20 protein-coding genes are annotated in these 17,953 nt (G+C 63.7%); 14 read left to right on the top strand and 6 right to left on the bottom strand.

Annotated elements, in window-relative coordinates; genetic code table 11:
* From BLS74_RS29080 to BLS74_RS29035, 9 genes are all read left to right on the top strand, one after another.
* Window positions 1–590, top strand: a 590-nt coding sequence (locus BLS74_RS29080; RefSeq protein ID WP_170855762.1) for a fumarylacetoacetate hydrolase family protein, incomplete at its 5' end; no start/stop codon positions are given.
* Window positions 587–1,246: a CoA transferase subunit A gene (locus BLS74_RS29075; protein WP_093110716.1), complete on the top strand. Its 660-nt coding sequence runs from the start codon at window positions 587–589 to the stop codon at window positions 1,244–1,246. The genes BLS74_RS29080 and BLS74_RS29075, both read left to right, overlap by 4 nt.
* The gene (locus tag BLS74_RS29070; protein ID WP_093110714.1) at window positions 1,243–1,884 is read left to right on the top strand and encodes a 3-oxoacid CoA-transferase subunit B; all 642 of its coding nucleotides are present in this window, start codon (window positions 1,243–1,245) and stop codon (window positions 1,882–1,884) included. The genes BLS74_RS29075 and BLS74_RS29070 overlap by 4 nt, the downstream gene beginning before the upstream one ends.
* Window positions 1,885–1,913: 29 nt before the next feature.
* Window positions 1,914–3,098, top strand: coding sequence for an MFS transporter (locus tag BLS74_RS29065; protein ID WP_093110730.1), 1,185 nt, complete (start codon window positions 1,914–1,916; stop codon window positions 3,096–3,098).
* 3 nt (window positions 3,099–3,101) lie between these two features.
* Entirely contained in the window at window positions 3,102–4,025 is a 924-nt protein-coding gene (locus BLS74_RS29060; protein ID WP_244504066.1) for a DMT family transporter, read from the top strand.
* Window positions 4,026–4,037: 12 nt separating this feature from the next.
* Window positions 4,038–5,222: an NADH:flavin oxidoreductase/NADH oxidase gene (locus tag BLS74_RS29055; RefSeq protein ID WP_093110712.1), complete on the top strand. Its 1,185-nt coding sequence runs from the start codon at window positions 4,038–4,040 to the stop codon at window positions 5,220–5,222.
* A 5-nt stretch (window positions 5,223–5,227) separates the two neighbouring features.
* Entirely contained in the window at window positions 5,228–5,923 is a 696-nt protein-coding gene (locus BLS74_RS29050; RefSeq protein ID WP_093110710.1) for an EthD domain-containing protein, read from the top strand.
* Window positions 5,924–5,951: 28 nt separating this feature from the next.
* A complete protein-coding gene (locus tag BLS74_RS29045) occupies window positions 5,952–6,581 on the top strand; it encodes an EthD domain-containing protein (protein ID WP_170855761.1) in 630 nt (209 codons plus the stop codon).
* A 411-nt stretch (window positions 6,582–6,992) separates the two neighbouring features.
* Entirely contained in the window at window positions 6,993–7,283 is a 291-nt protein-coding gene (locus BLS74_RS29035; protein ID WP_212733718.1) for a hypothetical protein, read from the top strand.
* A 520-nt stretch (window positions 7,284–7,803) separates the two neighbouring features.
* On the opposite strand, the gene BLS74_RS29030 is transcribed toward BLS74_RS29035, so the two are convergent.
* Window positions 7,804–8,712 carry a LysR family transcriptional regulator gene (locus BLS74_RS29030; RefSeq protein ID WP_093110704.1) on the bottom strand — a complete coding sequence of 303 codons (909 nt, stop codon included), beginning with the start codon at window positions 8,710–8,712 and terminating at the stop codon, window positions 7,804–7,806.
* 95 nt (window positions 8,713–8,807) lie between these two features.
* Between BLS74_RS29030 and BLS74_RS29025 the strand changes: the two genes are divergently transcribed.
* From BLS74_RS29025 to BLS74_RS29015, 3 genes are read left to right on the top strand one after another with little or no spacing between them, the layout of a single operon-like run.
* A complete protein-coding gene (locus BLS74_RS29025) occupies window positions 8,808–9,779 on the top strand; it encodes a tripartite tricarboxylate transporter substrate binding protein (protein WP_093110702.1) in 972 nt (323 codons plus the stop codon).
* A 10-nt stretch (window positions 9,780–9,789) separates the two neighbouring features.
* Window positions 9,790–10,749: a Bug family tripartite tricarboxylate transporter substrate binding protein gene (locus BLS74_RS29020; RefSeq protein ID WP_244504065.1), complete on the top strand. Its 960-nt coding sequence runs from the start codon at window positions 9,790–9,792 to the stop codon at window positions 10,747–10,749.
* Between the two features lie 5 nt (window positions 10,750–10,754).
* Window positions 10,755–11,714, top strand: coding sequence for a 2-hydroxyacid dehydrogenase (locus BLS74_RS29015; RefSeq protein ID WP_093110698.1), 960 nt, complete (start codon window positions 10,755–10,757; stop codon window positions 11,712–11,714).
* Between the two features lie 162 nt (window positions 11,715–11,876).
* On the opposite strand, the gene BLS74_RS29010 is transcribed toward BLS74_RS29015, so the two are convergent.
* The 4 genes from BLS74_RS29010 to BLS74_RS28995 form a co-directional block, all read right to left on the bottom strand.
* Window positions 11,877–12,314 carry a hypothetical protein gene (locus BLS74_RS29010; protein ID WP_093110696.1) on the bottom strand — a complete coding sequence of 146 codons (438 nt, stop codon included), beginning with the start codon at window positions 12,312–12,314 and terminating at the stop codon, window positions 11,877–11,879.
* Window positions 12,315–12,468: 154 nt separating this feature from the next.
* Window positions 12,469–12,915, bottom strand: a complete 447-nt coding sequence (locus BLS74_RS29005) for an NUDIX hydrolase (protein ID WP_093110694.1) — start codon at window positions 12,913–12,915, stop codon at window positions 12,469–12,471.
* Between the two features lie 210 nt (window positions 12,916–13,125).
* Window positions 13,126–14,628 (bottom strand): ATP-binding protein, encoded by a 1,503-nt coding sequence (locus tag BLS74_RS29000; RefSeq protein WP_093110693.1) that lies wholly within the window; start codon window positions 14,626–14,628, stop codon window positions 13,126–13,128.
* A 131-nt stretch (window positions 14,629–14,759) separates the two neighbouring features.
* Complete coding sequence (locus BLS74_RS28995; RefSeq protein WP_093110691.1) at window positions 14,760–15,011, bottom strand: hypothetical protein; 252 nt, start codon at window positions 15,009–15,011, stop codon at window positions 14,760–14,762.
* A gap of 288 nt (window positions 15,012–15,299) precedes the next feature.
* On the opposite strand from BLS74_RS28995, the gene BLS74_RS34660 reads away from it, so the two are divergent.
* Window positions 15,300–15,482 (top strand): hypothetical protein, encoded by a 183-nt coding sequence (locus tag BLS74_RS34660; RefSeq protein ID WP_170855760.1) that lies wholly within the window; start codon window positions 15,300–15,302, stop codon window positions 15,480–15,482.
* A 282-nt stretch (window positions 15,483–15,764) separates the two neighbouring features.
* Here the strand turns inward: BLS74_RS34660 and BLS74_RS28985 are convergent, their stop codons facing one another.
* Entirely contained in the window at window positions 15,765–16,658 is an 894-nt protein-coding gene (locus BLS74_RS28985; protein ID WP_244504064.1) for a LysR substrate-binding domain-containing protein, read from the bottom strand.
* A 200-nt stretch (window positions 16,659–16,858) separates the two neighbouring features.
* On the opposite strand from BLS74_RS28985, the gene BLS74_RS28980 reads away from it, so the two are divergent.
* Window positions 16,859–17,920, top strand: a complete 1,062-nt coding sequence (locus tag BLS74_RS28980; protein ID WP_093110686.1) for an ABC transporter substrate-binding protein — start codon at window positions 16,859–16,861, stop codon at window positions 17,918–17,920.
* The last annotated feature ends 33 nt before the right edge of the window (window positions 17,921–17,953 follow it).

Here is a 17,953-nt window from a genome sequence, read left to right as displayed (position 1 = left end):
TCAACGACTGGTCGGCCCGCGACATTCAGGCCTGGGAGTACCAGCCGCTCGGGCCCTTCCTGTCGAAGAACTTCGCCAGCACGCTCTCGCCCTGGCTGGTCACGACCGAGGCGCTGGCGCCATTTCGCGTGGGTTTCGAGCGTCCCGCGGAAGATCCGCAACCGCTGCCTTACCTGGACTCCGAGACGAACCGCGCGCAGGGCGCGTTCTCCATCGAGCTGGAAGTCCTGCTGCAGACCGCGAGGATGCGCGAAGCCGGTGAGGAGCCTGTGCGGCTCTCTCGGACCAACACCACCCGCGCGGCCTACTGGACGCCGGCCCAGTTGATCGCCCACCACACGGTGAACGGCTGCAACCTGCAGCCGGGCGACCTGCTGGGCTCGGGCACCCTGTCTGGCCCCGAGGCCAGCGAAGCCGGCTCGTTGATGGAACTCACCAGCGGCGGCGAGCAGCCGATCACGCTGCCCAACGGCGAGCAGCGCAGCTTCCTGGAGGACGGTGACGCATTGATCATGCGAGGGTGGTGCGAGCGCGAAGGCACAGCGCGCATCGGTTTGGGCGAAGTGGTGGGCACGGTCGAACCAACATGAAAAAAGCCGTCCCGCTCGAGCAGGCCATCGCGATGATCCCGGACGGGGCCTCGCTGATGGTCGGCGGGTTTATGGGTGTGGGATGCCCGCCGCGACTCATCGACGAGATGATTCGACAGCGGCGTGGTGGGCTCACCCTGATCAGCAACGACACCGCGCGGCCCGGGGTTGGTGTTGGTAGGCTGATAGATGCTGGCCTCGTCCGCAAGGTCATCGCCAGCCACATCGGGACCAATGCCGTGACACAGCGGCTCATGCTGGACGGCTCCGTCGAGGTCGAGCTCGTACCTCAGGGAACGTTGGCGGAAAGAATCCGCGCCGGTGGATTCGGTCTCGGCGGCATCCTGACGCCCACGGGCGTCGGCACCTTGGTCGCAGAGGGCAAGCGCACCCTCGAGGTCGACGGCCGAAGCTACCTGCTCGAAACCGCCTTGAAGGCTGATTTCTCCCTGATCAGCGCGAAGCGGGCGGACTACTACGGCAACCTCGAGTACACGCTCACGGCTCGCAACTTCAATCCGCTGATGGCCATGGCGGCAACCACGACGATTGCCGAAGCAGAAAGCATCGTTCCAGTCGGAATGATCGCCCCGGACGCGGTGATCACGCCGGGCGTGCTGGTCCATGTCCTGGTAGGTAAGGAGCGCGCCTCATGAACGACAAGGAAGTGATTGCTCGACGGGTGGCTCGCGAGCTCAAGGAAGGGGACCGCGTCAACCTAGGCATCGGTCTGCCGACACTGGTTGCCCAGTACCTGGCCCCGGCGCTTCAAGTCTTTTTCCATTCCGAGAACGGCATCATGGGCATGAGCCCGTTGCCCGGCGAGGGATTCGAAGACATCAACCTCACAGACGCAGGGGGACGCCCCGTCGGTGCCTTGCCCGGAGCGTGTGCCTTCGACTCCGCCTTTTCCTTTGGAATGATCCGGGGCGGTCACCTTGACGTCACCGTGCTCGGAGGTCTCGAGGTCGATGAACTTGGGCATCTGGCGAACTGGATGGTGCCTGGTTCCATGATTCCAGGCATGGGCGGCGCGATGGATCTGGTGACAGGGGCCCGCCGGGTCATCGTAGCGATGACACATCGGTCGAAGAATGGTTCCAAGATCGTTCCGCGCTGCAGCCTTCCAATCACTTCGGTGCGCCGCGTCGACCTGGTCGTCACGGAACTCGCAGTGATCCGACCGACCGAGAACGGGCTCGTCCTTCATGAAACCGCCCCTGGGGTGTCAGTTCGTGAGGTGATCGAGGCGACGGAAGCGAGCCTGATCCTTGCACCAGGTTTGGTGGCATGACGGTGGGCGCCGTACCGAGCGATGCAACCATGAGCATCCGCTCCCTTGATACCCGAACGCTGTGGCTACTCGGCACATGCGCATTCGCAAGCATGGCTTCAATGCGAATCTGTGATGCCATGCTTCCGTCGTTGGCAGCGGAGTTTGCAGCTACGACGGGCCAGGCCGCGCAGACCATTTCCGGCTTCGCTTTGGCCTACGGCGTTCTGCAGCTGTTCTATGGGCCGCTTGGGGATCGATTCGGCAAGGTGCGTGTCATTGGCTTTGCGACGCTGGCTTGCACGATCGGAAGCGCGGCCGCAGCGTTCTCGCCCACTTTGGACTGGTTGGTTGTCAGTCGCATTCTGTCTGGAGTTGCAGCCGCTGGAATCATCCCCTTGACGATGGCGTGGATCGGCGACAGCGTTTCCTACGAGGGTCGTCAGGAAGTGCTGGCCAAGCTGCTCGGCGCGACCGTGTTTGGAATGATCTGCGGCCAATGGCTGGGCGGGCTCATCGCCGAAATATTGAGCTGGCGAGCGGCGTTCGGGCTGCTCGCGGTGGTTTTCCTGATCAGCGGCACGATGCTTGCCAAGCGTGCTCACAGCCTCACGTTACCGGTGGCGGGTGACGTGGGTAGCGTGCTTCGTCGAGTTCTGGATGTGCTTGCAAGGCCTTGGGCACGGACGGTGTTGCTTGTCACCTGCATCGAAGGGGCGATCGCGTTCAGCGCACTGGCCTTCATTCCCTCTCACCTGCACGCGACCTTCAACCTGTCGATGCCCACGGCAGGCGCCATCGTCGCGCTCTACGGCGTCGGCGGCCTTCTCTACAGCCGCTGCGCCCGCGCATTGCTGCGGCGATTCGGCGAGATCGGCTTAGCGACAACTGGAGGAGTCTGCCTGGGCATCGCATTCGTAACGATCGCATCCGCGCCATCCTGGCAGTGGACGCTTCCCGCCTGCCTGCTTGCCGGGTTTGGCTTCTATGCCTTGCACAACACGCTGCAGACCCATGCGACCCAAATGGCGCCGGCTGTGCGCGGTACGGCAGTCTCTCTGTTTGCGTGCGTTCTGTTCTTTGGACAGTCGCTCGGAGTGCTGCTTGCCGCGTGGGTGGTCGACACCTTCGCGTCAACCATGGTCTTTGCATCTTCAGCCATCGGCCTGTTGCTGCTCGGCGGTGCATTTGCATCCTTGATCCGACAGCGCGATCGTCAACTGAAAGGGGCCTGATTCATGCCTGATCGCCAAGTGAGTCCAGCCACGGTGCAGGTGACCTTGATCGGGGCGATGGCCATCTGGGGTCTGAATGTGGCCGCAGTGAAGGTCCTGACAGGGATATTCGATCCGACCACCGTGGCCGCGCTTCGAATGCTCGTGGCATGCGCCGCTTTGAGCCTGATCGTGCTGGTGAAACGCTGCGGACTCCCGTCGTTGTCGTGGCGGCAGTGCGGGGCGATCGTGGTCTGTGCGGTCCTGATGGTGTATCTCAACCAGATACTGTTTGCGGAGGGCTTGCTGCGATCCACGGCCACCAATGGCGCGCTCATCATGGCGTTGAGTCCGCTGGTATCCGCATTGCTCGCAGCGGTCGCGTTCCGTGAGCGTCTGACATTGATGCGCCTCGTGGGCGTCTTTCTCGGCTTCGCGGGCGTGGTCGCAGTGGTGTTGAGTCATCCAGGAGCCGGTCTATCGAGCGCTGGCGCGGGAGACCTGATGTTGGTGGCCGCTGTGGTCAGCTTTGCCGCGGGTGGCGCCATCGTTCAGCGCCTGGCCATGCAACTCCATCCCCTGACCATCAGCTGGGCGATCTATGTGGTTGGCTCGTTCCTTCTGGCGGTCCACGCCACCCTCGAATCACCCGGGAAGGGATTCGATGGGCTCTTTCCAGGCTGGCGCCCATGGGCGTTCATCCTGTTCTCGGGTGTCATGGCGACCGCGCTGTCCAACCTCGTCTGGAACCGCGCCATTGCGCGTATCGGCGTAGCTCGTACTGCCGTCTTCCTCTACTGGGTCCCAGTCTTCGGTGTCGGCTTCGCCGCCATGTTGCTGGGTGAGCGACTCAACCTCTGGCATCTCTTCGGTTTTCTTGCCGTGATGGGCGGCACCTATCTGGGTACTCGGCGACCCGCGACCGTCCCGGTCGTCGCCCCTAATTGAACAGGCTTTCCTATGACCACCAGTGAACCACTTCTTTTCCAGCCGATTCAGCTACGCGAACTGGTGCTGAACAATCGGATCGTCATTTCACCCATGTGCCAGCATGCGGCCGAATCGGGGCGCGCTACGCCGTGGCACATGGTTCACCTTGGGAAATTCGCCCTTGGTGGCGCAGGGCTGATCCTGACGGAAAGTACAGCTGTCGATCCGCGAGGCCGCATCGGCACCGCGGATCTGGGCCTTTGGGAAGACAGCCAGATCGAACCGTTGAAGCAGGTGGTTGATTTCGTCCATGCCAACGGTGGAGCAATTGGCGTTCAGTTGGCTCATGCGGGACGCAAGTCGGGAAGCCAGCCGTTGTGGGAAGGAGGCGCGGCACTGTCCGAACAACGCCTAGCGTCGGATCCGCAGCCTTGGCAGCGTCTCGGGCCGAGTGCGTTGCCCGCAGGGCCTGGATGGTCTGCACCGGTTGCGCTGGACGCCGCTGGCATCGCAGATGTGGTTCAGTCCTTCGTCGATGCGACCTTGCGCGCCGATCAGGCCGGCTTCGATGTGGTGGAGCTTCATTTCGGCCACGGCTATTTGGTCGCAAGCTTCTTGTCGCCGAACGCGAACCACCGCGATGACGAATGGGGCGGCAGCCTCGAAGGGCGCATGCGTCTGGCCCTCGAGATCGCGCGCAAGGTTCGTGCGGCCTGGCCAGCGGACAAGCCGCTGTTCTGCCGGCTGTCGGCGGTCGACGGCAGCGTGGATGGTTGGAGCCTCGAGGACTCCATCGTCCTGTCGCGCGAGCTTGCCGGCTGCGGCGTGGACGTCATTGACTGCTCATCCGGTGGATTGACAGAAGAAACGCGCGCGCTGCCGGTCCCGCGAGGACTCGGATTTCAGGTGCCGTTCTCGGAGCGGATTCGCCAGGAGGCGCAGATCAGGACGCAAGCCGTTGGAATGATCGTCGATGCGCATCAGGCAGAGGAGGTGCTAGCCGACGGGAAGGCCGACCTGATCGCCCTGGGTCGCGAAGCTCTCTTCGATCCGTACTGGCCCCATCACGCCGCCATCACCCTGGGGGTCGACCCCGCATACAAGCGCTGGCCAATCCGGCACGGCGTCTGGCTTGCAAAACGCGCTCCTGGCCTCGCACGTGCCCGTGCACAGGCTGCAGCCGAACTCATTGAACCGACCACCAACCAGGAGTAAATGACATGAACGTAAGAATGGGCCTGATCCGCAAGAAGTCCGATTGGTCGACGGAAGAATTCAGCGAATACTGGCGTGGCCACCATGGAGAGCTTGCCAAGAGAGCGCCCGGCTTGCGGGGGTACTGGCAAAACCCGGTGACCGAGCGCTTGCAGCGGGGCATTGATTTCCCGCGCGGACCGTGGGACTTCGACGGCTTCTCGCAGCTTTGGTTCGACGACGTCAGCAGGGCCGACCACGCGTTCAACAACAGTGAGCTCTCCGCAGACCTCGTAGCGGACGAAAACTACTTCCTTGGTGGTCTTCACATTGTGACCGCCGAGCAACGTGTGGTCATCGACTTGCCGGAGCCGCAAGCTCGCGCTCGCCTGCTGAAACGCATGTCGATTCTGAAGCGTCGCTCTGATATCAGCGAGGAGGAGTTTCGCCGCGAATGGAAGATCCACGGCGACTTGGTCCGCAAGATGCCAGGCGTCAGCGCCTACAGGCAAAACGTCGTGATCGCCCGTGAATTGGTGAAGGGGCAATCATGTGGCTACGACGATTTTCCGATCGACGGCATCGTCGAGCTTTGGTTCGAGGATGCCGCGACGCTGGAAGCAGCGTTCGGCTCCGAAGCCGGGAAAGTGACGATGGCACACGCAAAGACGTTCTTGGCCGAGATCACGGCTTTCGCAGTAGCCGAGCGACAAGTTCTGTAGCTCCGAAAGGCCCGGAATGATGAAGAGGATGACGCTCCTTGCTAAGAAGGAAGGGACGGCTACGTGCGACTTCAGGGCGTACTGGGCGGGTCCCCATGCCAAGCTCGCGCTCGGCATGGAGGGCATCACCAAGTACACCCACAACCGCGTGGACAAGGTGCTGTGGGCGAGCGACGGCGAGCCTGCTTTCAACGTAGACGGTATCGTGGAACTTTTCTTTTCTGATCCGGACGCTATGCGCCTGGCCCAAGCGTCCGCGGTCGGTCAGAAATACATACCTGCCGACGAGCCGATCTTTCTGAAGGGCTGGACCTTGTGCGTGGTCGAGACCGACGGAGATGAGCCCGCCGAACAGTCTGTCAAAGTCTTCGTCCCATTTCATGCGCAGGCGAAGACTCGTGACACGCTCTGGCGCGAACTGCGACGAGCGGCGGCACCCACTGGGAACAAGATCGCGTTGAACTGGACGGTCTCTACGGCTCGTCGCGAGCGACTGTGGGCGGAGCCGTATCCCCCGACCGGCTTCATCTGCGTATGGCTCGACAGCGTCGCGGGGGCCCATGAGGCTTTCGAGCCTTCGTCCGAGCTGCGCCGCGTCGTCGAGACGCATACAAGTGACGGAGTCGCCTATCTCATCGATCAACTTCACATCAGGTAGTGCCTCGCCTCCGCGTCGTGAGCTGAGCCGGCGCGAGACCGCGGCATCTCCCAGTCGACCGTCGGCCATATTCTGCGCCGCGAACCGCGCCCGCACGGCGCCTTTGATGAGAAAGCGCATTGGCATCTCTTGCGCCGGACGCATCAGCGCGGAGCGCCAACGGCGTGTTATTCGGCCTCATCGGGTTCGTGGCGTATCGTTACGGAAAGCGCGCCGGTCGCCAGCGAAGCAAATGGCTCGGTGTCGCCCTGATGCTCTATCCCTGCGCGATTGCACAGACTTGGTTGCTATACGTCGTGGGCGCTGCGCTGTGCGTAGGTGTGCTCATCGACCGCGACTGAGTCTTCGACTTCCAGATTGGGGCAGGAACACGTCGGGAAACTGAACCAAGCTTCAGCGGTATCAAAAGCCATGACGATTCGTGTGGAGTGCTGCGCCGGCCATCGCGGTGAACCGGAACCGTTCGCCTTCTGGCTCGGCGAGCGCCGGCTTGCCGTGCGTGGCATCGTTGACCGCTGGTTTGCGCCAACGCAGCGCTGGTTCAAGGTCGACGCAGATGACGGGCATCTTTACGTCCTCCGATGCGACGAGAAGACCGGAGACTGGGAACTTGCCGCCTTCACGCTTGGGCCCGGCCAAGTCCAGCAGCTACCGCCATGGCTCGAGGCGTTTCTCGTCACGGCTTGCAAGACTGAGCGGTAGCTCCGGACGCCTGCTCTTGGGCCGCATTCTGCCTTCGCGCTGGGCGCCCATCTTCAAGCGACCTGTTTCTCGCCCTTGGCGTAACGGGTAGAGCGGCGAGGTGATGATTGCGGAGATTCGATCCGTCAGTTTGCCGGCGAGCGTCTCGGTCCGGGTCCAGATGGCCACGCCCAGATCGGTGCTGAACGCGACCAGTGGCACCCCCTCGGGCGTCGGCGTAAGGTCGTCTTCCTGCTGCGCCTTGGGGTCAGGCGCCAATTGCCGCGCTGGCTAGGAACGCGCTCGAGCAGACCGAGCTTGCGCAGCGTTTGCTGTGCCAGCGGACGTTCCGGTGCGCCAGGTTGTGGGGCTGGCGCGCACGGCCAACAGGCTTGCGCTCACCGCCGGCCAGGTCGAGCGCTCAGGAGAGAGCCTGGTTCGAGATGCCTTCTTCGTTGATCTGGACGTTCCGATAGGCGCTCGTGTAGTGGAACCACGAAGGTGCAGAGACGGCGCCATGACGGGCGGCGAATGAGGCGGCTCAGGGGAGCGAGGCTGCGAGCCCCTTCGTACGATGACTGATGACGAACTCGCGCAGCGAGTGCAGCGCCGGGTTGCGCGAGTCCTCGCGCCATGCCAGATAGATCTCGGCGGTGACGTCCTTGCGCCAGAGCGGCCTCAGCACCACGTTCTCGAAGCCGAGATACTTCGCCGAGGCGGGGACGATGGCGATTCCGATGCCCGAGCGCACCAATGAAACGATCGTATGGGTTTGCCCGATGTGATGCACGTACTCCGGCGAGCGGTCCGTTGCGGGAAACAGATCGACGATCTTGTCGTGGAAGTATTTCCCCTCCCTTTCCGAGTACATGATCATCGGCTCGCCGGCCAGATCTTCGCGGCGCACGCGAGACTTGCTGGCCAACGGATGCCGGGCAGGCAGCGCGAGCACCATGGGCTCTTTCGCGATGCGGTGATAGCGAATGCCTGCCGCCGGCTGCGTCGGCCGCACGAAGCCGAGGTCGATGGTCTCCGACTCGAGCGCGCGAAGCTGGTCTGACGAGACCATCTCCTTCAGCAGGATGCGGATGGCGGGCAATGCCTTGCTCACAGCCGCCAAGAGTTCCGGGATGAGCGCATAGCCGCAGACGGCCGTGTAGCCGACCACAACGCGGCCGGCCTCGCCGCGGGCAGTGCGTCGCGCCATGTCGGCAGCAAGCTCGGTGCGGCGCAGGATCGCCTCGGCTTCTTCACACAGGACTGCGCCGGCGGCTGTTAGGCGCACTCTCCGGCTCGTCCGTTCCAGCAGCTGGGCGCCCACGGCATGTTCGAGCAGCTGGATCTGGCGCGACAGCGGAGGCTGCGTCATGTGAAGCCGCGCCGCGGCGCGGCCGAAATGCAGTTCCTTGGCGACGGCGACGAAGCAGCGCAGTTGGAAGAAGTCAAGCATCGATCCAGATTGTGCATCGATCGATCCAGGATCTGGCTTGGACTTTTATCGATCCGCTTCTTAGACTCCAGTTCAAATCCTCCAGGAGACATTGCATGCGTCCACTCGTCCTGGGCATCCTTGCCGCAGCGACTGCTGCGTCCTTCGCCGCGCCGGCCACTGCCCAATCATTCCCCGCCAAACCGATTCGCATCGTGGTGCCCGCGACACCGGGCGGCGCGATCGATCTCGCCGCCCGCGTCATCGGCGACAAGCTCGCGCAGGCCTGGGGCCAGCCAGTCGTCGTCGACAACAAGCCGGGCGCCGCGGGCATCTCCGGCACGGACATCGTCGCGAAGGCGCCTGCAGACGGCTACACCTTCGCGCTCGTGGCGAGCAGCCACGCGATCAACGCCACGCTCTACGGCAAGCTGCCGTACGACACGCAGAAGGACTTCACGCCCGTCGCACTCACCCACGTGGTGCCGCTGGTGCTGGTCGTGAACAACAACCTGCCGGCGAAGAGCGTGCGCGACTTCGCGAACTACCTCAAGGCGAACCCGGGCAAGGTGAGCTATGCGTCTTCGGGCAACGGCGGTGCGCCGCACCTGTCGGCGGAGCTGTTCAAGTCGCTGACCGCAACGACGATGACGCACATACCCTACAAGGGCAGCACCGCGGCGCATACGGACCTCATCTCCGGCGAGGTGCAGGCGATGTTCGACACCGTGGTTGCGATCGGACCTCAGATCAAGGCCGGCAAGGTGCGGCCCCTGGGCGTGACCACGGCGAAGCGCTCCGCCGCATTGCCCGAGGTCCCGACGATCGCCGAGTCCGGCGTGAGCGGCTACGAAACGAGCACCTGGGGCGGGCTTATCGCGCCTGCCGGCACGCCGAAGGACATCGTGGCCAAGGTCAACGCGGAGGTGAACCGCATCCTGAAGATGCCGGATGTGCGCGAGCGGCTGCAGGCTTCGGGCGCCGAGCCGGGGAGCGGAAGCGCCGATGACTTCGAACGTTTCATCCAGTCGGAGATGCAGAAGTGGGGACAAGTGGTCAAGGCCTCCGGCGCCACGGCCACGCAGTGAAGGGGCAGCCTTGAAGAAGTCATTGATTGCGGCACTGGTCTCCATCTCGGCGGCTGGTGCCTTCGCGCAAACGTGGCCGGCGCGCGCCGTCACGCTGGTGGTTCCCTTTCCCCCGGGTGGCGGCACCGATACCGGCGCCCGCATCGTCGCGCAGCAGCTCTCGAAGAAGTGGGGCCAGCCGGTCGTGGTGGAGAACAAGGGCGGGGCGGCGGGACAGATCGGCGCCGAGTTCGTGGCCAAGGCGCGCCCCGACGGCTACACCATCCTCATGGGAAACATCGGAACACAAGCGATCAATCCCGTGCTCTATCCGAAGCTGCCGTACAACCCCGACACGGCGTTTGCGCCCATCGCTCTGGTGGCGGAATTGCCCCTCGCGATGATGGTTCATCCCGGCGTGCCGGCGAGGTCGGCGAAGGAATTCGTCGCGCTGGCCAAGGCGCAGCCCGGCAAGCTCAGCTACAGCAGTTCCGGCGCCGGTGGCGCTCCGCACCTCGCGGCCGAGATGTTCAAGGACGCGACGGGCAGCTTCATCCTTCACGTGCCCTACCGCGGTGGCGGACCTGCGATCGCCGACCTGCTGGCCGGTCACGTCCAGCTTTCCTTCATGACCGTTCTGGAAGCCAGCGGGCACATCAACGCGGGAAAGCTGCGTGCGCTGGCCGTCACCAGCGACAAGCGCGTGAGTGCGCTTCCTGCCGTGCCCACCCTCGCGGAATCGGCGGTGCCGGGATTCAACAGCATCTCGTGGATCGGGCTGTTGGCGCCGGCGCCGACCCCGCGCGATGTGGTCGAGAAGATCTCCGCCGATCTGCGCGAGGCGGTGGCGAATGACGAAGTGCGGGAGAAGCTGGTTCAGCTCGGCGCCGTCCCAGCCGCGACGACGCCCGATCAGTTTGCGCGGCTGATCGACAACGACCGCAAGCGCTATGCAGAGATCATTCGCGTGCGCAACGTCAAGATCGATTGAAGAAGATGACTGACCGTCCCGTCCTCCTCCAGACCATCGCGCTGCTGCCTTCGCTGGAGCGCGCACTCGTCGAAAGCTACATCGTGCATCGCCTGCCCGGGCGCGGACCTGAGCGCGATGCCTTTCTCGCCGAGCGCGGCGCGGAGATCACAGGGGTGGTGACATCGGCGGCCAGCGGTGCCGACGCTGGCTTGATCGGCTTGCTGCCCAACCTGCGTGTCATCTCGAGCTTTGGCGTCGGCCTCGATCGCCTGGACGTCACCGCCGCGGCGCAGCGCGGAATACCCGTCGGCTACACCCCGGATGTTCTCAACGACTGCGTCGCGGACATGGCCATGGGACTGCTGCTGTCGGTGGCGCGGCGGCTGCCGGAGGCGGACCGCTACGTACGCGCGAAAGGCTGGCAGGGTGGCGGCCACTCGCCCTTTCCCCTGGGCCGGCAGGTGAGTGGCGCGAAGCTCGGACTCGTTGGCCTCGGCCGCATCGGCCGGACGATCGCCCGGCGCGCGCTGGGATTCGACATGGAAGTTCGGTACCACACACGGCGGGCTGTGGAAGGCGTCGATTGGGTCTATGAACCTGAGTTGCTCGATCTTGCGCGCTGGGCGGACTTCCTCGTGATCATCACAGCGGGCGGTCCGGGTACCCGCCACCTCGTGGATGCCGCGGTGCTCGATGCACTGGGCGCCAAAGGCTATCTGGTGAACGTGGCCAGGGGTACGGTGGTCGACGAAGCGGCCCTTGTCGACGCATTGAAGGGAAAGCAGATCGCCGGCGCCGCCCTCGACGTTTTCGAGGACGAGCCGCGTGTGCCGGTCGACCTCCTCACGCTCGACAACGTGGTGCTCGCACCGCACATCGCGAGTTCGACGGTGCAGACCCGGGAAGCCATGGGCCGAAGGGTGCTGGACAATCTTTCGGCGTTCTTCTCGGGGCGCGCGTTGCCCAGCGCTGCTGCGAGCTGATGCTGCCTCGCCGCGGAACTTGCAAGAACTGAGAGCCTTCGGGGGCGCTTCCATCCCGCCTGTTTGTGCGCCACTGTGTTTTGAAGCATGACGTTGGGTGCTGTGTGTTCGTGTCGATAGCTTCTGGCCAACTTCGTCCGCTCTTGGGCCGGATTCTGCCGGCTATCGGTAGCTGTGCATGACAAAGTTGGGCACGGAGCCTGCTCGGACCTTTCGCTCCCAAATGTCCAACCACGCGCCACCCATCTTCCAGAAGACTCTGCACTGTTGAAAATAGCTAAGAACTGACCCGAACTCTCCGTGCTTCAGCAGCTCTTTTGCGAGCTGCATGCTTGGCCCGAACGAACCGAGTTGAGGCGACCCGCTGGTTTCGCCGGACGCTTTGAGCTCCTGTATACCAAGCAGCAGTTCGTCCTGTCGCACCGCAAGGAGGCCCAGGACGGTGTGCGCAAAATGAATGGCATTGCCGTGGTTCCAGTTCCGCTCAAAGGAAGTCGCAAGGTCAAGCAAGCTCCGGGCGAGCTGTTCTGCCAAGTCGTAGCGCTCAAGATTGAAGGCTGCGACAGCCGCACCCGGCAGCGTAAAAGCGGTCTTCTTCACTCTCTACGCCTTCCGACTTCTCGATTGCAACAGGTGCACGCTCAAGAGCAAGGCGCCTAAGTTGCCTCTGCATGCGTCGCGTGAGCGGCTCTCGCTCGCTCTCAGCTTCGAAGCTAGTCCGTTTGCTCGCGCGCTTTGGCATCTTGTTGCGTTCCTAGCCTTCGACCGGCGGCATCGCTTCGAAGCCCGGCAGCGACCGAAGCAGCGCAGTCATCGACTTTGCAGCAAGCGCCGGTACATCCGCAATGTCCACCCACCTAAACTGGTCCACTTCGGGGGTCATCACGCCTGACGCGTGGTGAGGGAAGAAGCTCGTGCATTTGCATGCCGCGATGTCGCAGTTGCGCGTGTGCAGGACGACACGGAAAAGGTGTAGGTCCTTTCGGGAGAGGTAAAGCATGCGCCCAAGCTCCTCCATCGAATCCGCAATCAGTTCGATACCCGTTTCTTCCCGGACTTCGCGGATGGCCGCCTCGCGCGGAGACTCGCCTTCTTCCGCGCCACCCTTTGGGATGTCCCAGTGCTTCTGCCCGGTGGCGTGCGCCAGCAGGAGCTGACCCAGCTCGTTCAGGATGAGCACCCCATAAGAAGTGGTCTTCATAGGCAGCACCGGATTGTCGTTGGGCGCGGCACGGTTTGCGACGTCTTTGCTGGCCGACTGTAGCCGGCGATCGACCGGTCCCAATCACCGCTCAACGCGAAACTGGACCGCCGTGACGTAGGTCCGCTTGGCCGAATGCAGCCAGTCCCGGCCGGCCCGCCGCGCAGGAGTCGAGTTTGAGGCGCGGGCGACTTTCGAGCACCAGGGCTCTCAGACGAAAGCGGCGTAGTCATGCAGGTCTTTGCATCCATACCCTCGACTAACGAGGGCGGCACGCTGCTCAGAGGTGAACTCGGGCGAGAAGACGACTCTCTCCTGCGTCCAGTTGCTCAGGTGTTTGTGCTCGCGTGCAGCCATGAATCCCGCGACATGCTGGTCGAAGGCCTCGAGGGCCGCGTTGTCGTGCGCGCCAGCGGTGCGCTTACAGGAGCCGAAGCGAATACGCTTGCTGGCCTCATCCAGCGCGACAAGGTCTATCTCGATGCTACGGGCCACGTCCCGAGGCCTATTCCAGTAACCGAGCCTGAGCTCAGACAGCTCGAAGTCGCCGAGGCCTTTGCGAGACATCTCGGTATGCAGGCCGCGCACCAGCTTTTCGAAGGAGAAGCCCTCGAGAACCTCAAGCCGGCGCAGAGCCGGCGCCAGTGCTTTGTCCAACGGTTTGAGCCGCGCGGCTTCACGAGCGGGCTTCGCCACTGCAAGCCACGCCTGCAGGAAATTGTCGGCGAGGTAGTAGCGCGCATTTCGGCTCTTGCTGTCCGAGAACACAGGATGGAGCTTGTCCACCATGCGGTAGTCGTTGACGAGCCGGCTGATGTGCGTGCCTAGCGGCGTCTTGTCGTGAGGGTCGTTCAACGCCGCGACCAGGTCCCCATTGCTGCAACCTGCGTGGTCGGCCAGGTAGTGCAATATGGAAACGGCTCGGCCGCGCAGTTCGCGCAGGAACCACGTGTCGGCCTCTTCAGACAACGGGCTGGAGCCGCGCACGAACATTCGGGTCAGCAGCTCTCGAGCGAGGTCCGCCGCGGGTGCCGCGAACAGGTCCTGCTCGAATGCATCGTGATAGAACTTTGGGACCCCTTCGAAGAAGGTCCAGAGCGTGAGCCATCGCTGCGGTTCCTCAACACCTTGGCTACGGAACACCGCCATCAGGTCCTGGAAGTCCCAGTGGTCCAGCCGGATTTGTGCCGTTATGCGCCCATACAGGGGTGCTGCCTTGTCGTCCAGGAGGGCATTCATCTCGGACTGAAGAGAGCCCAGCACGAACAGCCCGCCGCGGCGCAGACCAGCGTTGCGCAGCCGGTCCACCTGCGCTTGAAGGAACGAATTGAACGCATGAAGCTTGGCGCGCGTGAAGTACTGGAACTCATCCAGCACGACAACCATGCCCGCATCGCAGATCTGGCCGATGGCACCGGCCATTGACGCAAAATCCGTCACGTTTGCCGCAAGCGCCCGTGCATCGTCGCGCTCGCATTCGCCAAGGCTTCGAGCGAACGTGGTTGCGACATCGCGCTCGTCGGAATCGGGCACTTGCATGTACACGAGGTTCGCCCCCAGGCTAGCCTCGCCCTTTGCAAGCTGGCCCAGCAGCGTTGTCTTGCCTATCCGACGGCGTCCCTCGATGCGGCAGAAGTACCAGCGCTCGGCCTCAACAACGCGCCGAAGCTCCGCCAACGGCTCGGTCCGCCCGTAGAAGCCCCACTCAGCCATGAAATTCCTTTAAGATACAAATTTGTATGCTAAAGAAAAATGACGGATAAGGCAATGATTTATATGGGTTTTTTGGCGGCAGAAACTATCGCCAAGACGGGCCCCGCAGGCAGTGAAGCCTCTGGACAGGTTCAGCCGCCGCGCGGTGGCAACGAATCCCGCACGACGAAGTACTTGTCGCCTGAGAAGCGCAGGTACCCCTTGGCGACAAGATGCTCAAGGAAGCGAAGCACTTCCGAAATGATGCCGGTCATGGACTCGCCAGCGCTAGCGTCGAATCGCGCCCAGGTCCAGCCGTTCACTGCTGCTGCGGAGAAGCCGTAGTCGCGCTTTCGCGCGTCCGCAAGCGTGCCAACAATCGTTGGCCAGCTCGCCAGCTTCAAAGGGGGCTAGGGCGAAGGCTCGCCATTGCATCGCGATCTCCACGCGGTCCACGCGGCCAACGACGAGACCTGCCGATCGACTGGTGGCGACCCGAACCGCTGCGGCCGCGGGAGCTGAAGCCCAAGCCAGAGCGGGCGCGGCCGAAGCAGCCACCGGCCGAGCTTTCGCTGTTCTGGAGTTCGGCCGCCATGCCGATGATCTTGAACGTGCCAGGCGCCAGCCCCGGCGACATTGCCCGAGGCCTCGCCGCAGCGCAGGCTGTCTTCGCGAAGGCGGGAGTCACCCCGATGCAAGCCGCCGAAGCATTGCTCAAGCGCGACGGCTTGGCGACGTTGGGCTTCCCGGACGGAGGCGAACCCTCCGCGGACGAATTCGCTGCGGCCGATGCCTTCGACGTGGCGAAGAAGCTGCGATCCCGGCGTGCTGCGCGGGCTGGGCTGATGTGCCCGAGGAAGCACATCTGCGCGTGACGCCCGACGCCTTGTGGCGATCTCGCGAGGCGACGGCCGCCCGACGGAAGTTGGACTTCACCGGCTTCGCCGGTCGGGCTGTTCCAGGTTCGCGCTGTGGCGCTCATCCCTTCGGGACGGCCCGTGGCCGCCTTGCGCATCCCTGACGCGGAGGCGGGAAAGAAGGCAGTCGGGGTGTCTGTGATCCGCGAAACCAGATGTCGGAATCGCAATCGTGAGGACAGCAGGCCGACCCGTAAGGCATGCAGCGCTGACGCAAAGTCTGCGGCGGTGCCTGCTGAACTAGGTGCTCACGAACTTCGGATCCAACTCTTGCACCGCAAACCTCCGGACATGATCGACGAAGGCGCTCACCAACATCGATGAGGTGCGTCGCGCCGGCGTCAGCACGGAGAACTCCGTGACCATGACTGGCTCGAACGGCAGGAAGGTCAGGCCCCTGCCGCGGTGCTCCAGCGCGGTGATCGGGTCGACCAGCGACACGCCGAGGCCGGCAGCCACCATGGCGCAAATGCCGGCCGACACCTGCGTCTCTACCTGTAGCTCGCGCTCGATGCCGTAGGACGCGAAGAGCGCGTCGATGTGCAGCCGCGATTCGATCGCATGCGGATGCGAGACGAAGTGCTCGCCGGCCAGGTCCGCGGGGCGGATCACCTTTTTCCTCGCGAGCCGGTGATCGCTCCGCATCACGCAGACCATCCGGGTCGCGATCAGCTGCTCGCCGTGTGTGCTGGAGTGGCTCATCGGCAGGACGACGAAGCCGACGTCGCAGCGCTCGCCCACCACCAAGTCGACCACGGTCCGTGACGAATGGTTGGCGAGCGATATGCGGATGTCGCTGTGCTCGCGTAGGAACGTCGCGATGGCGCGCGGCAGGAACGACAGCGCCAGCGCCGGGGCTGCAGCGATGCGCAGCGCGCCACGCTGCAGCGAACGTATCTCGTCGGCGGTTCGCGCGATGCGTTCCATGCCGAGCAAAGACCGCTCGACCTCCTCGTTCAGCGCCTCTGCTTCCGCCGTGGGTTGCAGGCGCCCTCGCACGCGCAGGAAGAGCGCGAACCCGACGCTTTCCTCCAGGTCCGCGATGAGCCGCGTGACGGCGGGCTGTGACACGTGCAGGGACTCGGCCGCACGTGTCACGGTTTGCCACTGCATCACGGCGCGAAAGGCTTCCAACTGACGAATCTTCATATGAGCAACTCCATACGCCAATGTTATGGGTTTCCGAAAAAAAACGATTGTTCAGTTGGAGATCGAATGACTAATCTCCGAGCTGCGAGTGAAACCAACCGCAGATTCCATCCTGGTGCGCCATAAGCAAAACGCATCATGATGGGGAAAACCCCGACTTCTTGGTGCGCAACAAAGGAAATCCCATGATGCTTCGACCCGTTTCCGCGGCCGTGAATGCGGCTGTCTCCGCAGCGCTGGCACTCGGCGCCCTGACCGCAGCGACCAGCGCGTCGGCCGATCCCACCACGCTGTATGTCGGCTCCTACGGCGGGTCGACCGAGAAGGCCTTCAAGGAGAGGCTGATCCCCGCGTTCGAAGCCAAGCACAATGCCAAGATCGTCTACGTGCCGGGCAACTCGACCGACACGCTGGCCAAGCTGCAGGCGCAAAAGGGCAAGCAGGAACTCAACGTCGTGCTGCTCGACGACGGCCCGATGTACCAGGCGGTGCAATTCGGCTTCTGCGACAAGCTGGGCAACCCGGCGGTGCTGAAGGACCTGTACCCGGTCGCGCGCATGACCGACAGCGCGGTTGGCATCGGCATCGTCGCCACCGGCATCGCCTACAACACCGAAGCCTTCAAGAAGGCGAACCTGCCCGCGCCGGATTCATGGGAGGTGCTGACCGACAAGCGCTTCAAGCAGAAGGTCGCGATCCCGCCGATCAGCAATACCTACGGCCTGCAGACGCTGCTGACCTTCGCCAAGCTGCGCAAGGGCGGCGACAAGAACATCGACCCCGGATTCACCGCGATGACGCGCGAAGTCGGCCCCAACGTGCTGGCGTGGGAGCCGTCGCCGGGCAAGATGACCGAGCTGTTCCAGAACAACGACATCATGTTGGCGGTGTGGGGCAGCGGCCGGGTGCAGGCGCTGAAGGACACGGGCTTCCCGGTGCAGTTCGTCGTTCCGAAGGAAGGCGCGCCGGCCTTGCTGACGGCCGCCTGCCCGGTGGCGCAGAACAGCGCCCCGGCGCTCTCCCAGGCCTTTGTCCAGTACCTCCTGACGCCCGAGGTGCAGGCCATCCTCGCTGACACGCAGGGCTGGGGCCCGGCCAACAGCAAGGCCAAGCTCGAGCCGGCCGTCGCCGCCAAGGTGCCTTACGGCAAGGAGCAGATCGACAAGCTGCTGCCCACCGACTGGACCGTCGTCAACGAGAAGCGCGCCGAGTGGACCAACCGCTGGAACCGCACCGTCGAACGCTGAGCTCGCAACGCCGCTCCTGAACCCGGGCCCCCT

The sequence above is a fragment of the Variovorax sp. CF079 genome, from assembly GCF_900101545.1.
In the GTDB taxonomy this organism is placed as follows: Bacteria; Pseudomonadota; Gammaproteobacteria; order Burkholderiales; family Burkholderiaceae_C; genus Variovorax.
The sequence above is the reverse complement of the archived record's forward strand: the minus strand, read 5'-3'. Positions and strand labels throughout refer to the sequence as shown.

Bases quoted from the DNA above. Each gene is read 5' to 3' on its own strand.
- BLS74_RS29055 (WP_093110712.1), top strand. From the start codon at position 4,038: ATGACCACCAGTGAACCACTTCTTTTCCAGCCGATTCAGCTACGCGAA.
- BLS74_RS29025 (WP_093110702.1), top strand. From the start codon at position 8,808: ATGCGTCCACTCGTCCTGGGCATCCTTGCCGCAGCGACTGCTGCGTCC.
- BLS74_RS29045 (WP_170855761.1), top strand. From the start codon at position 5,952: ATGACGCTCCTTGCTAAGAAGGAAGGGACGGCTACGTGCGACTTCAGG.
- BLS74_RS29060 (WP_244504066.1), top strand. From the start codon at position 3,102: ATGCCTGATCGCCAAGTGAGTCCAGCCACGGTGCAGGTGACCTTGATC.
- BLS74_RS28980 (WP_093110686.1), top strand. From the start codon at position 16,859: ATGATGCTTCGACCCGTTTCCGCGGCCGTGAATGCGGCTGTCTCCGCA.
- BLS74_RS29035 (WP_212733718.1), top strand. From the start codon at position 6,993: ATGACGATTCGTGTGGAGTGCTGCGCCGGCCATCGCGGTGAACCGGAA.
- BLS74_RS29030 (WP_093110704.1), bottom strand. From the start codon at position 8,712: ATGCTTGACTTCTTCCAACTGCGCTGCTTCGTCGCCGTCGCCAAGGAA.
- BLS74_RS29005 (WP_093110694.1), bottom strand. From the start codon at position 12,915: ATGAAGACCACTTCTTATGGGGTGCTCATCCTGAACGAGCTGGGTCAG.
- BLS74_RS29050 (WP_093110710.1), top strand. From the start codon at position 5,228: ATGAACGTAAGAATGGGCCTGATCCGCAAGAAGTCCGATTGGTCGACG.
- BLS74_RS29075 (WP_093110716.1), top strand. From the start codon at position 587: ATGAAAAAAGCCGTCCCGCTCGAGCAGGCCATCGCGATGATCCCGGAC.
- BLS74_RS29000 (WP_093110693.1), bottom strand. From the start codon at position 14,628: ATGGCTGAGTGGGGCTTCTACGGGCGGACCGAGCCGTTGGCGGAGCTT.
- BLS74_RS34660 (WP_170855760.1), top strand. From the start codon at position 15,300: ATGCAAGCCGCCGAAGCATTGCTCAAGCGCGACGGCTTGGCGACGTTG.
- BLS74_RS29015 (WP_093110698.1), top strand. From the start codon at position 10,755: ATGACTGACCGTCCCGTCCTCCTCCAGACCATCGCGCTGCTGCCTTCG.
- BLS74_RS29070 (WP_093110714.1), top strand. From the start codon at position 1,243: ATGAACGACAAGGAAGTGATTGCTCGACGGGTGGCTCGCGAGCTCAAG.
- BLS74_RS29065 (WP_093110730.1), top strand. From the start codon at position 1,914: ATGAGCATCCGCTCCCTTGATACCCGAACGCTGTGGCTACTCGGCACA.